The following is a 12,174-nucleotide window of genomic DNA, read 5'->3' as shown; positions in this document are numbered from 1 at the left end:
CAACCGCCAATTTTGGTTGGGGGGGTTGTCGCCCACCCTACGATGGGGATGGGTCCGGTGCTGTTGCTTGAGGCGGTGCGCCTGGTGGGCCGGGCGGACCGGGGGTTTCACACCCCCGGACCCCCGTGGGATATTTGGGAACAGGTGAAAGGGCTTAGATGAGCCCTTAAACTGCTTGCCTACGCGTCCTGCAACTCGGGCATTCCGTCCGGAAATCGCCAGTCGATTACGAGTTTCCTTAGCGCGATCACGTCATGGAGAAGCCGATCTGCGATTCGTATGGTTTCGTCAACCTGTTGTTTTGTAATGGATTGCTTCACTTCGAAGAGCTCACGCTCTTTGCCTTTCCCGCGCGCAAAGTAATGCGCCGCACCTAACGTTCCGTTCAGATGGTCCTCGAAGTAGAAAGCACCGTGCGCAGCCAAGTTTCTCGTTTCCAGCCCGCTCTCTACGTCCGCTGCTAGGGACAGAATGCGTTCAGCAATGGTGTTTGGACAGTTCTTCGCACTGTTCCTGAATCGAGAAAGCAGCTCCTGAGTTTTGAGTTTGAGACTGACATAGCCGCGGTACTCTTCTACGGAGTGTGGGTCGATCCCTTCTGCGTGCATAGTGGTTTGCCACACGGCGAGTTCAATGTGTGCCGCGGTCTGCATGTAAGTTCCCAGATCAAGCAGGAACTGCTGCGGGAGCATGCGCTCAACGATGCTTCTCATTGATCAACCCCAACAATGAAGCAGAAAACGGCGGGCATTTGGCCCGCCGCTATGGTTGTTCAGCCTGTCAAGCGACTCAGCTGCACCCGGTCGTCGCGCCGCAGCTGTTGCACTTCAGGCAGGTGCCGTTGCGCACCAGCGTGTAGTTGCCGCACTCGCCGCAGCTGTCGCCGGTGTAGCCTTGCAGCTTGGCCTTGGTCCGGGCGTCGGTGGCGCCGAGGGCGAAGGTCGAGGTCGACTCCGAGAAGCCGGAGACCCTCGTCTCCGACAGGACCGCGGTCATCGGGGCGGCCGTGTCGGTGCCGGTGGCGAGGCCGCCGCCGAAGGCCGTGACCCCCTGCCCGCCTTGCAGGACGGTGAATTCCTGCGGCAGGCGTTTCCTCATGTAGCCGGTCGAGGCGACCTGCTTCAGCACCTCCAGCGACTTCGACGCGGCCACGTCCGAAGGCTCGGCGATGTTGCGCCTGCCTTCCTCGTCGCCCCGGCCGAGGTCGTCGAACGACGCGCCTTTCGGGGCGACATGGGCGAGGTCGGTGCGGTCGAGGTAGGAGATCGCCAGTTCGCGGAAGATGTAGTCGAGGATAGACGTGGCGTTCTTCACAGAGTCGTTGCCCTGGACCATGCCGGCGGGCTCGAACCGGGTGAAGGTGAATGCCTCGACGAACTCCTCCAGCGGCACGCCGTATTGCAGGCCGACCGAGACCGCGATGGCGAAGTTGTTCATCATCGCCCGGAAGCCCGCGCCTTCCTTGTGCATGTCGATGAAGATCTCGCCCAGCGACCCGTCGGCATATTCGCCGGTGCGGAGATAGACCTTGTGGCCGCCGACGATCGCCTTTTGGGTATAGCCCTTGCGGCGTTCGGGGAGTTTCTCGCGGTGGCTGCGGACGATTTCCTTGACGATCACCTTCTCGACGATCTTCTCGGCGACGACCTGGGCTTTCTCCATGATCGAGCCGTTCGTCAGCGCCTCTTCGGCCTCGTCGTCGTCCTCGATCAGGGCGGCGGCGAGGGGTTGGCTGAGCTTGGAGCCGTCGCGGTAAAGCGCGTTGGCCTTGATGCCGAGGGAGTGCGACAGCTCATAGGCCGCCAGCACATCCGCGATCGTGGCCGAGTTCGGCATGTTGATGGTCTTGGAGATCGCGCCCGAGATGAACGACTGGGCGGCGGCCATCATGGTGATGTGGGAGTCCACCGAGAGGAACCGCTTGCCGGTCTTGCCGCAGGGGTTGGCGCAGTCGAAGACCTTGTAGTGTTCGGGCTTGAGGTGCGGCGCGCCTTCGAGCGTCATGGTGCCGCAGACATGGTCGTTGGCGGCGTCGATCTGGGCCTTGGTGAAGCCGAGGTGACGCAGGAGGTCGAAGGTCGGGTCGGCGAGTTTCTCGGCCGGGATGCCGAGGGTGCCCTTGCAGAAGTCCTCGCCCAGGGTCCACTGGTTGAAGACGAAGCGGATGTCGAAGGCGGACGGCAGGGCGGCCTCGATCTTCTCGATCTCGCGCGGGCCGAAGCCGTGGCCGATGAGGGCCGTGTGGTTGATCGCCGGGGCCTGGCCGAGAGAGCCGTGGCCGACGGCGTAGGCGACGATCTCGGCGGCCTGGGAGGTGGAGTAGCCGAGGGTTTCCAGCGCGGCGGGGACCGACTGGTTGATGATCTTGAAGTAGCCGCCGCCGGCGAGTTTCTTGAACTTGACGAGGGCGAAGTCGGGCTCGATGCCCGTGGTGTCGCAGTCCATGACGAGGCCGATGGTGCCGGTGGGGGCGATCACGGTCGTCTGGGCATTGCGATAGCCATGGACTTCACCGAGGCGCAGTGCCTCGTCCCAGGCGGATTTTGCAAGCGCGACAAGGCTTTGGTCCGGGCAGTTCGCGTGGTCAAGGGCGACGGCCGGGACGTTCAGGCCCTCGTAGGCGCCGGTCGCATGGGCAGCGGCGCGGTGGTTGCGGATGACGCGCAGCATGTGCTCGCGGTTGCGGGCGTAGCCGGAGAAGGGGCCGAGTTCCTTGGCCATTTCCGCGCTGGTCGCATAGGCGACGCCGGTCATGATCGCGGTCAGCGCGCCACAAAGCGCGCGGCCCTCGTCCGAGTCGTAGCCGAGGCCCATGTTCATCAGAAGGCCGCCGATGTTGGCGTAGCCGAGCCCGAGGGTGCGGAAGTCGTAGGAGAGCTGGGCGATTTCCTTGGAGGGGAATTGCGCCATCATCACGCTGATTTCCAGCGTCACGGTCCAGAGGCGGGTCGCGTGGATGTAGGCCTCGGCGTCGAACTTGCCGTTCTTGTAGAAGGTCAGCAGGTTCATCGACGCCAGGTTGCAGGCGGTGTCGTCGAGGAACATGTACTCCGAGCAGGGGTTCGAGCCGCGGATCGGGCCGTCCTCGGGGCAGGTGTGCCAGGCGTTGACGGTGTCGTGGAACTGGATGCCCGGGTCGGCGCAGGCCCAGGCGGCGTGGCCGATCTGGTCCCAGAGCTCGCGCGCCGAGACGGTCTTGGCGACCTTGCCGTCGGTGCGGCGGATCAGCTCCCACGGCTTGTCTTCCTTGACGGCGCGCAGGAAGGCGTCGGTGACGCGGACCGAGTTGTTGGAGTTCTGGCCCGAGACCGAGATGTAGGCCTCGGAATCCCAGTCGGTGTCGTAGGTCGGGAATTCGATCGAGTCGAAGCCCTGCCGCGCGTATTGCAGCACGCGGTTGGTGTAGGTGTCGGGGATCATCGCCTTCTTGGCGGCCTTGATCGCGGCTTTCAGCGCGGGGTTCTTGGCCGGGTCGGTGGCGTCCGCTTCCGCGCCGTCCCACTGGCGGATGGCGGCGAAGATGTCGTTCAGGCGGGCCTCATGCATCTTCGATCCGGCGACCAGCGAGGCGACCTTCTGCTCCTCGATGACCTTCCAGTTGATGAACTGCTCGATGTCGGGGTGATCCATGTCGCAGATCACCATCTTGGCGGCGCGGCGGGTGGTGCCGCCCGACTTGATCGCGCCGGCCGCGCGGTCGCCGATCTTGAGGAAGCCCATCAGGCCCGAGGACTTGCCGCCGCCCGAGAGCTTTTCGCCCTCGCCCCGCAGCGAGGAGAAGTTGGTGCCGGTGCCCGAGCCGTACTTGAAGAGCCGCGCCTCGCGGACCCAGAGGTCCATGATGCCGCCGTCGCCCACCAGGTCGTCCTTGACCGACTGGATGAAGCAGGCGTGCGGCTGGGGGTGTTCGTAGGCCGAGGCCGATTTGGTCAGCTTGCCGGTGGCGTGATCGACGTAGAAGTGACCCTGCGAGGGGCCGTCGATGCCGTAGGCCCAGTGCAGGCCGGTGTTGAACCACTGCGGGCTGTTCGGCGCGGCCATCTGGCGCGCGAGCATGAAGCGCATCTCGTCATAATAGGCGCGGGCGTCGGCCTCGGTGGTGAAATAGCCGCCCTTCCAGCCCCAATAGGCCCAGGCGCCGGCGAGACGGTCGAAGACCTGCTTGGCCGAGGTTTCGCCGACAAGCCGCTGATCTTCAGGGAGTTTCGCCAGCGCCTCCTCATCGGCGACCGAGCGCCACAGGAATTCGGGCACGCCCTTTTCCTTCACCTTCTTCAGGATCGCCGGAACCCCCGCCTTGCGGAAATACTTCTGGGCGAGCACGTCGGAGGCGACCTGGCTCCAGCCCTCGGGAACCTCGACGGCGTCGTTACGGAAGACGACCTTGCCGTCCGGGTTGCGGATTTCGGAAACCGTGGTGGTGAAGGCCATCGCCCCGTAGGCGCCGGTGGCTTCGGTGGTGAAGTGCCGCTCGATCTTCATGCCCCTGAACTCCTGTTTTTAGGCCAGAAACGGCCATTGGTTCTGTCAAATCGCAGGGGGCGCCGAACCGGTTTCGCAGCGTCGGGCAACAGTTGACGGATCCTGACGGTTCGCGCCGCCAAGAGGGCCGCATCCGATTTGGATGCCCTTTGTGTGGGTCGTTCTGCCTGTCCGCTGCGGCACTAGATTTAGTGGTGTCCCCTGCCGCTTTATCAAAGTGTCGTAATCTTTGGTCTCGATCAACGCAAAAATTTCGCGTCAAAGCAGATTTTCGGCTTGACGTTTTTTCGGCCACATCACGCGGCCGTCAGCAGGCGTGAGCCGGTCTTGTGGAGGCATTTGTGGACAGGTCTGGGGACAGGCTTCGCGCAGTTTGTGAAGAGTGCCGGATTTTCAAGGCAACCGGCCCGGTTGCGGCCGGCTCCTGACACCGCGCGCCGGGCGGGTCGGGCCGGGGCGGGCGATTCCATGCCGGAGGGGGTCAGGCGGTCGGGCGCGGCGGGCGGTTGATGAGGACGATTCCCGCAGCGACCAGGATGACCGCAAGGAGAATCGATCCCGTGACGGTTTCGCCGAAGACGAGCGCGCCAAGTCCGACGGCGAGGACCGGGGTCAGGAAGGAAAAGGCGGCGACGGTCGCGCCCGGATAGACCGACAGGAGCCAGAGCCAGGCGATGAAGCCCCCTGCCACCACGACCGAGGACTGGAACAGGAGGCCGAGGATATGCGCGGGGTGCAGGTCGCGGATCAGCGGGCCGAAGAAGGGCGCGGCCAGAAGCAGGATCGGGGCCGAGACGAGGACCATCCAGAAGAGCTGCATCTCGGGCCCTTCGGCGCGCATCACCGGGCGGCGGGCGATGAAGGCGGTCAGCGCCCAGCCCCAGGCGGCGCCCAGCGCGCAGAGATCGCCCGCGAGGCTCGCCTCGCCGGTGTCGGGGCGCGACAGGATCGCCGAGGCGCAGCCGGCGAAGGCCAGGGCAAGGCCGGCGGCCTTCGTGGGGGTGATCCGTTCGCCCAGGCCGAAATGGGCGAGGATCGCATACCAGACCGGCATGGAATACATGATGAGCGCCGAGCGGCCGACCGAGGTCAGGTCGAGCGCGAGGAAGAGGAACAGGAATTCGGCGGCGAAGAGCGTCCCGATCAGGAGGCCCGCGCCAAGCGTGGCGCGGCGCAGGCGCGGCGGGCGGCCGCGCCAGGCAAGCCAGGCCCAGACGAAGCCGATGGCCAGAAGCGACCGCAGGCCGGCGAAGAATACCGGCTGCAGCCCGGCATTTACCAGCTTGATGATGACCTGGTTCAGCGCCAGCACGCCCTGGACCCCCAGGAGCATGGCGAGACCCATGCCGTCGAGTCGATCCTTGCGCATGTTTCCCCCCTGGCCGGCGGCCCCTTTTGCATTGACCGGGGCGCCGGGGCAAGCAACCATGGGTGAGGTTTCTTGACATGGTGGGAGGTAGCGCATGAGCCTGGGCAAGACATTGCTGAAGGTTGCAATCGGGGTGGCCATCGTGAAGGGGGTGACCAGCCTGACCCAAGGGGGAAGCGCCAGCGCCGATACGGCTTCTGGGCGGACCGCCGGGCGCGGCACGCCCTTCGATCCCAAGGCCTCGGGGCAGACGGGGGGGATCGAGGATCTGCTGAAGGATGTCCTGGGCAGCGGCAGCGCGAAGCCGGCCTCCACCCCCCGCACGACGGGCGGCGATGGCGGGGGCCTCGGCGATCTCCTGACCCAGATGTCGGGGCAGAAGCGGTCCTCGCCCCGGGCCAGCGCGCCGAAGGGCGGGCTGGAGGACCTGCTGGGGCAGCTGACCGGCGGCGGCACCTCGGCCACGACGCGGACGGCGGGCGGCGGTGGCGCCTCGGGCGGGGTGGGTGATCTGCTGGATCAGGTGCTGGCCGACCGTCGGCCGGGTGGTCCGGTGGCGCTGCCGGAGCCGAAGCGCGAGGAGGAACTTTCGGCGGCGCTGATGCTGCGGGCGGTGATCCAGGCGGTGAAATGCGACGGCGAACTGGACGCGGACGAGAAGGCGCGCCTGATGCAGGCGATGGGCGATGCGACGCAGCGCGAGGTGCAGGCGGTGCAGGCCGAGTTGCAGCGTCCGGTTGACGTGAAGGGCCTGGCCCGCGCGGTCCCGGCGGGGCTGGAGCCGCAGGTCTATCTGATGTCGCTGATGGCGATCAACCTCGACAACCGGGCCGAGGCCGACTACCTGCACAAGCTCGCCGGAGAGCTGGACCTGTCGCCGGACCAGGTGAACGCGATCCACGACCGGGCGGGCGCGCCGCGGCTCTATCGCTGAGCTTCCCTTCGCCGGTCGGGCGGTGTAGGCCGGGGGCCGCCTGACCGGAGAGACCCATGCCCCCCGCGACCCCTGCGGCCGACAACACCCGCGCCGCCCTGATGATGGTCGCCTCGATGGCCTTCTTCGCGGTCGAGGACCTGTTCCTGAAACGCTCGGCCGAGACCATGCCGCCGGGACAGGTGCTGGCGCTGACCGGGGCCGCCGGGGCCTGTGTGTTCTGGGCGCTGGCGGCGGGGCAGCGGCAGGCGGTCCTGTCGCGCGAGGCTCTGCGCGGCGTTCCCCTGTGGCGGACGCTGGCCGAGGCGGCGGCGGCGATGCTGTACATCGTGGCTCTGGCCCTGGCGCCGCTGTCGATGACCTCGGCGCTGTTGCAGGCCTCGCCGCTGGTGGTGGTGGCGGGGGCGGCGCTGTTCCTGGGCGAGAAGGTGGGGTGGAGACGCTGGGCCTCGATCCTGGTCGGCTTCGCGGGGGTGCTGGTGATCCTGGAACCCTGGGGGGCGGCCTTCGATCCGACCGGGCTTCTGACGGTGGCCTGCGTCGTGGCGCTTGCGGCGCGGGACCTGCTGACCCGGACGATGCCGGCACGGATCGGCACCTTCCAGGTGGCGACCTGGGCCTACCTTGGGCTGGTGCCCTCGGGGGCCTTGCTGATGGCCGGCATGGGGCAGAGCTTCCTCTGGCCGACACCCTGGCAATGGGCCGGGCTGGGGGGCGCGCTGGTCTCGGGGCTGTTCGGCTATTACGCGGTGGTGGCGGCGATGCGGCTGGGCGAGGTCTCGGTCGTGGCACCGTTCCGCTATACGCGCCTGGTCTTCGCGATGGCGATCGCGATGGTCTTCCTGGGCGAGCGGCCCTCGGGCACGACGCTGGTCGGCGCGGCGCTGGTCGTCGGATCGGGGCTTTACGCCTTTGCCCGGGAAAGGGCGCGCAAACGTGCTTCCCTGATCGGCTGAGCCGGGGTAAAGGGGCCGGGAGAGCACCCTTCGGCCTTGAGGAAACCACCCATGAGCACGATCATCGACATTCACGCCCGCGAAATCCTGGACAGCCGGGGCAACCCCACGGTCGAGGTGGACGTCACGCTGGAAGACGGCAGCATGGGCCGCGCGGCGGTGCCCTCGGGCGCCTCGACCGGAGCGCATGAGGCGAACGAGCGGCGCGATGGCGATGCCAAGCGCTACAAGGGCAAGGGCGTGCTGGAGGCGGTGGCGGCGGTGAATGGCGAGATCGCCGAAGAGATCGTCGGCTTCGATGCGACCGAGCAGGTCGGAATCGACCGCACGATGATCGAGATGGACGGGACACCGAACAAGTCGCGGCTGGGGGCGAATGCGATCCTGGGCGTGTCGCTGGCGGTCGCGAAGGCGGCGGCGGAGTTCACGGCGCAACCCCTGTATCGCTATGTGGGCGGCACCTCGGCCCGCGTGCTGCCGGTGCCGATGATGAACATCATCAACGGCGGCGAGCACGCCGACAACCCGATCGACATTCAGGAATTCATGGTGATGCCGGTCGGCGCGGACAATATCCGCGATGCGGTGCGGATGGGGTCCGAGGTGTTCCACACGCTGAAGAAGGAACTGTCGGCGGCCGGCCACAACACCAGTGTCGGCGACGAGGGCGGCTTCGCGCCGAATCTGAACTCTGCCCGCGACGCGCTTGATTTCATTCTGAAATCCATCGAGAAAGCAGGCTACAAGCCGGGCGAGGACATCTGCCTTGCGCTGGACTGCGCGGCCACGGAATACTTCAAGGGCGGCAAGTACGAGATGAAGGGCGAGGGCCTGTCGCTGACGCCCGAGGAGAATGTCGAATGGCTGGCGAAGCTGGCTGCGGACTATCCGATCATCTCGATCGAGGACGGCTGTTCCGAGGACGACTGGGCGGGCTGGAAGCTTCTGACCGACAAGCTTGGCCACAAGCTGCAACTGGTGGGCGACGACATCTTCGTGACCAACCCGAAACGGCTGGGGCGCGGGATCGCCGAGGGCATCGCGAACTCGATGCTGGTGAAGGTGAACCAGATCGGCACCCTGACCGAGACGCTGCAGGCCGTCGAGATGGCGCATCGCGCGCGCTACACGAACGTGATGAGCCACCGTTCGGGCGAGACCGAGGATTCGACGATTGCCGACCTGGCCGTGGCGACGAACTGCGGGCAGATCAAGACCGGGTCGCTGTCGCGGTCGGACCGGCTGGCCAAGTACAACCAGCTGATCCGCATCGAGGAGATGCTGGGCGAGACGGCGGAATATGCCGGTCGGTCGATCCTGAAGGGCTGAGGCCGGGGCCGGAATTCCTGCGAATTCCGGTCCGATTTCCGCATGAAATCGGGGCGTTCCGCGGGGAGCGCCCCGTTCTTACTGGAAGCGGCCGGGCCGGAAATCGGCCAACAGCGGGCTGTCGGGCCCGCCCAGGATCTCGTCGGCAAGACATTCGGCCACCACGGGTGCGAGCGTCGCCCCCGAATGCATCACGGCGATCCAGAGCCCCGCAATCGGCCCCTGCCCCGCGACCGGCAATCCATCCTCGGGGACGGGGCGCAGGGCCATGGCCTGCCGGGCGAAGTGGATGTCGAGACCCGGAAACAGGGTCCGGAGCCGTGCCAGTGTCGCGTTGACCACCACCGGGAAGGCCCCCAGCGCCTCGGCATGGTCGGACTGGTGGCCGGCCGAGGCTGGGGCCGTCAGGCGGCCCTCGCGGTCCTGCCGGACCTCCTGCTCGGGCGTGGCGAGGACCAGCGGGCAGATGGGCGGCAATGGGTTGGTGCGGATCATCAGGCCGGGGCGTGTCAGCATGGGCAGCCTGTAGCCGAGGGGCTGAAGGAGCGCGGGCGTGCCGGTGCCGGTGGCGAGGATGACCCGGTCGGCGGGCATCGGACCGAGGTCAGTCAGGACTCCGGTCACCCTGCCCTGCGCCTCGGTCAGTTGGTGCATGGTGGCGGTGACGACCTTTGCGCCCAAGGCCTCGATCAGCGCGCGGGCGAGGATGCCGGGGTCGGCGACGCCTTCCTCGGGGAAGTACAGCGCGGTGTCCGGGACAGGGCCGAGGGCGGGCAGGCGTTCGGCCACTTGCGCGCGGGTCAGCTTGTCCACCCGGTAGCCGAGTGCGGCGAGGTCGGCGGCGGTTTCGTCCTGCGCCTCGCCTGTCGCCTCGTACCAGAGGCAGCCGGGCCAGCGGGTTGGCAGGTCCGGCAGGGCCTTTGTCAGGCGGCGGTGCGCGGCAAGGCCTTCGTGGCGCAAGTGGTAATGGGCGGGGCTGAGGTAGTAGGAGGCGTTGAGCCAGCCGAAGCTGGCGACCGAGGCGAGGCCGCCGTGCGTATGGGTGGCGACGATGGTTACATGCTCTCCGCGACGGGAAAGCTGGAAGGCCAGCGCCGCGCCGGTGATGCCTGCGCCGATGATGAGGGTTCGGGGCATGGGGGAAGGCTGGCATGGAGCGGGCAGGTTGGCAACCGGCTTCCCGGTTCGAGAGTCCTCCTGTAGGTATCGGACATGACCCTGATCCTGCTGAACAAGCCCTATGACGTGCTCTGCCAGTTCAGCCGCGAAGGCGAGCGGGCGGTGCTGGCGGATTACGTCCCGGTGAAGGGGGTCTATCCGGCGGGGCGGCTGGACCGCGACAGCGAGGGGCTGGTGGTGCTGACCGATGACGGGAAGCTGCAGGCGCGGATCGCGGATCCGAAGTTCAAGCTGGAGAAGACCTATCTTGCGCAGGTCGAGGGGGTGGTGACCGAGGCCGCGCTGGAGCGGTTGCGGCGGGGTGTGGAGTTGAACGATGGGCCGACGCTGCCGGCACGGGCGCGGGCGGTGGATGAGCCCGGCTGGCTCTGGCCCCGGGTTCCGCCGATCCGGGTGCGCAAGACGGTGCCGGACGGGTGGATCGAACTGACGATCCGCGAGGGGCGGAACCGGCAGGTGCGGCGGATGTGTGCGGCGGTGGGCCTCCCGTGCCTGCGGCTGATAAGGTGGCGGGTGGGGGACTGGACGCTGGAGGGGCTGGCGCCGGGGGAGTGGAGAGACGCATGACGGCCGAAGCGATCATCGCGAAGCTGGGGCTGATGCCGCACCCGGAGGGTGGGTGGTACCGCGAGACCTGGAAGGGGCCGGAGGTGGGCGGCCGGGCCTGCGGGACGGCGATCCTGTTCCTGCTGAAGGCGGGCGAGCGGTCGCATTGGCACCGGGTGGATGCGGACGAGCTCTGGCTCTGGCATGCCGGGGCGCCGCTGGTCCTGTCGATGGGCGTGGCGCGCGCCGAGGAGATGCGGCTGGGGCCGGACGTGCTGGGCGGCGAGGTCGTGCAGGCGGTGGTGCCGGCGGGCTGGTGGCAGGCGGCACGGTCCACCGGCGACTGGACGCTGGTCAGCTGCACGGTGAGCCCCGGTTTCCGCTTCGAGGGGTTCGAGCTGGCCCCGCCGGGGTGGAGCCTGTGAGGGACCACCGCGCCTTTCTTGCCGCGGTTCCCGCCGACCTGCGCGAGGCGATGACAGAGCGGCGGGACGAGCCGGGTCTTCGGCATTTGGCGGGGCATCTGGGGCTGATCCTCGTCGTCGGTGCGCTGATTGCGGCTGGGGTGCCGGGCTGGGGCCTGCTTCTGCCGGTGCATGGGGTGCTGATCGTGTTCCTGTTCACGCTGGAGCACGAGGCGACGCACCGGACGCCGTTCCGGTCGTTCTGGCTGAACGACTGGGTGGGGCGGCTTTGCGGGCTTCTGCTGGTGCTGCCCTTCGAATGGTTCCGCGCCTTTCACATGGCGCACCACCGCTGGACCAACCTTCCCGGCAAGGACCCGGAATTGGCGGGGCCGAAGCCCGCGACGCGGGGGGCGTGGGCGTGGCATGTCTCGGGCCTGTCCTACTGGATCGCCGAGGTCCGGCTGATGGCGCGGCTGGTCGCGGGGCGGGTGGACGACGGTTTCGTGGCCGAAGGCGCCAAGGCACGGGTGGTGGCCGAGGCGCGGGGGATGGCGGTGGTCTATGGGCTGGCCGGGCTGTCGCTGGTCTGGACGGACCTTCTGCTCTGGGTCTGGCTGGTGCCGGTCCTTCTGGGCCAGCCTTTCCTGCGCCTCTACCTTCTGGCCGAGCATGGCGACTGCCCGGAGGTGGCGAACATGTTCGAGAACACCCGGACCACCTTCACGACCCGGGCGGTGCGCTGGCTGGCCTGGAACATGCCATACCATGTGGAGCATCATGTCTGGCCGACAGTGCCCTTCCATCGCCTGCCCGCGCTGCATGGGATGATGCGGGAGGACCTCAAGGTCACGGCCGAGGGCTATGCGGCCTTCACGCGCGACTACCTGGCGCGGCGTCCACGCTGGGCAGGGGAGCGGGCCAAATGAAATCAAGAGCTTGGCCGTGGACATTCAGGATCTGTCAACCCTGATG

10 protein-coding genes are annotated in these 12,174 nt (G+C 67.3%); 6 read left to right on the top strand and 4 right to left on the bottom strand.

Annotation, left to right across the window (positions count from 1 at the left end; genetic code table 11):
• Window positions 1-179 precede the first annotated feature (179 nt).
• The 3 genes from ACK4IU_RS04560 to ACK4IU_RS04550 all read right to left on the bottom strand — a co-directional run bounded on the left by ACK4IU_RS04560 (window position 180) and on the right by ACK4IU_RS04550 (window position 5,851).
• Window positions 180-713, bottom strand: a complete 534-nt coding sequence (locus ACK4IU_RS04560) for a hypothetical protein (protein ID WP_409732106.1) — start codon at window positions 711-713, stop codon at window positions 180-182.
• 76 nt (window positions 714-789) lie between these two features.
• The gene (locus ACK4IU_RS04555; protein WP_409732104.1) at window positions 790-4,482 is read right to left on the bottom strand and encodes a vitamin B12-dependent ribonucleotide reductase; all 3,693 of its coding nucleotides are present in this window, start codon (window positions 4,480-4,482) and stop codon (window positions 790-792) included.
• Window positions 4,483-4,963: 481 nt separating this feature from the next.
• Window positions 4,964-5,851 (bottom strand): DMT family transporter, encoded by an 888-nt coding sequence (locus ACK4IU_RS04550; RefSeq protein WP_409732102.1) that lies wholly within the window; start codon window positions 5,849-5,851, stop codon window positions 4,964-4,966.
• A gap of 94 nt (window positions 5,852-5,945) precedes the next feature.
• On the opposite strand from ACK4IU_RS04550, the gene ACK4IU_RS04545 reads away from it, so the two are divergent.
• Genes ACK4IU_RS04545 through eno form a run of 3 tightly spaced genes read left to right on the top strand, consistent with a single transcriptional unit; the run spans window position 5,946 to window position 9,070 of the window.
• On the top strand, window positions 5,946-6,785 hold the full coding sequence (locus ACK4IU_RS04545; RefSeq protein ID WP_409732100.1) for a DUF533 domain-containing protein: 840 nt from the start codon (window positions 5,946-5,948) through the stop codon (window positions 6,783-6,785).
• A 56-nt stretch (window positions 6,786-6,841) separates the two neighbouring features.
• Window positions 6,842-7,741 (top strand): DMT family transporter, encoded by a 900-nt coding sequence (locus ACK4IU_RS04540; protein WP_409732098.1) that lies wholly within the window; start codon window positions 6,842-6,844, stop codon window positions 7,739-7,741.
• A gap of 51 nt (window positions 7,742-7,792) precedes the next feature.
• Window positions 7,793-9,070, top strand: a complete 1,278-nt coding sequence (eno, locus tag ACK4IU_RS04535) for a phosphopyruvate hydratase (protein ID WP_409732096.1) — start codon at window positions 7,793-7,795, stop codon at window positions 9,068-9,070.
• Between the two features lie 78 nt (window positions 9,071-9,148).
• Here the strand turns inward: eno and ACK4IU_RS04530 are convergent, their stop codons facing one another.
• A complete protein-coding gene (locus tag ACK4IU_RS04530) occupies window positions 9,149-10,207 on the bottom strand; it encodes an NAD(P)/FAD-dependent oxidoreductase (protein ID WP_409732094.1) in 1,059 nt (352 codons plus the stop codon).
• Between the two features lie 75 nt (window positions 10,208-10,282).
• Here ACK4IU_RS04530 and ACK4IU_RS04525 point away from each other — a divergent pair, with 75 nt between their 5' ends.
• From ACK4IU_RS04525 to ACK4IU_RS04515, 3 genes are read left to right on the top strand one after another with little or no spacing between them, the layout of a single operon-like run.
• Window positions 10,283-10,816, top strand: coding sequence for a pseudouridine synthase (locus ACK4IU_RS04525; protein WP_409732092.1), 534 nt, complete (start codon window positions 10,283-10,285; stop codon window positions 10,814-10,816).
• Window positions 10,813-11,220 (top strand): cupin domain-containing protein, encoded by a 408-nt coding sequence (locus tag ACK4IU_RS04520; protein ID WP_409732090.1) that lies wholly within the window; start codon window positions 10,813-10,815, stop codon window positions 11,218-11,220. Before ACK4IU_RS04525 ends, ACK4IU_RS04520 begins: the two co-directional genes overlap by 4 nt.
• Window positions 11,217-12,128 carry a fatty acid desaturase gene (locus ACK4IU_RS04515; RefSeq protein WP_409732088.1) on the top strand — a complete coding sequence of 304 codons (912 nt, stop codon included), beginning with the start codon at window positions 11,217-11,219 and terminating at the stop codon, window positions 12,126-12,128. The genes ACK4IU_RS04520 and ACK4IU_RS04515 overlap by 4 nt, the downstream gene beginning before the upstream one ends.
• The last annotated feature ends 46 nt before the right edge of the window (window positions 12,129-12,174 follow it).

Origin of the sequence: Tabrizicola flagellatus (genome assembly GCF_046295235.1) — a bacterium.
Lineage (GTDB): Bacteria > Pseudomonadota > Alphaproteobacteria > Rhodobacterales > Rhodobacteraceae > Tabrizicola > Tabrizicola flagellata_A.
The sequence above is the reverse complement of the archived record's forward strand: the minus strand, read 5'-3'. Positions and strand labels throughout refer to the sequence as shown.

What these genes read in the sequence shown, in the direction of transcription:
- ACK4IU_RS04545 (WP_409732100.1), top strand. Translation starts at nt 5,946, where the DNA reads ATGAGCCTGGGCAAGACATTGCTGAAGGTTGCAATCGGGGTGGCCATC.
- ACK4IU_RS04525 (WP_409732092.1), top strand. Translation starts at nt 10,283, where the DNA reads ATGACCCTGATCCTGCTGAACAAGCCCTATGACGTGCTCTGCCAGTTC.
- ACK4IU_RS04530 (WP_409732094.1), bottom strand. Translation starts at nt 10,207, where the DNA reads ATGCCCCGAACCCTCATCATCGGCGCAGGCATCACCGGCGCGGCGCTG.
- ACK4IU_RS04560 (WP_409732106.1), bottom strand. Translation starts at nt 713, where the DNA reads ATGAGAAGCATCGTTGAGCGCATGCTCCCGCAGCAGTTCCTGCTTGAT.
- ACK4IU_RS04550 (WP_409732102.1), bottom strand. Translation starts at nt 5,851, where the DNA reads ATGCGCAAGGATCGACTCGACGGCATGGGTCTCGCCATGCTCCTGGGG.
- ACK4IU_RS04555 (WP_409732104.1), bottom strand. Translation starts at nt 4,482, where the DNA reads ATGAAGATCGAGCGGCACTTCACCACCGAAGCCACCGGCGCCTACGGG.
- eno (WP_409732096.1), top strand. Translation starts at nt 7,793, where the DNA reads ATGAGCACGATCATCGACATTCACGCCCGCGAAATCCTGGACAGCCGG.
- ACK4IU_RS04540 (WP_409732098.1), top strand. Translation starts at nt 6,842, where the DNA reads ATGCCCCCCGCGACCCCTGCGGCCGACAACACCCGCGCCGCCCTGATG.
- ACK4IU_RS04520 (WP_409732090.1), top strand. Translation starts at nt 10,813, where the DNA reads ATGACGGCCGAAGCGATCATCGCGAAGCTGGGGCTGATGCCGCACCCG.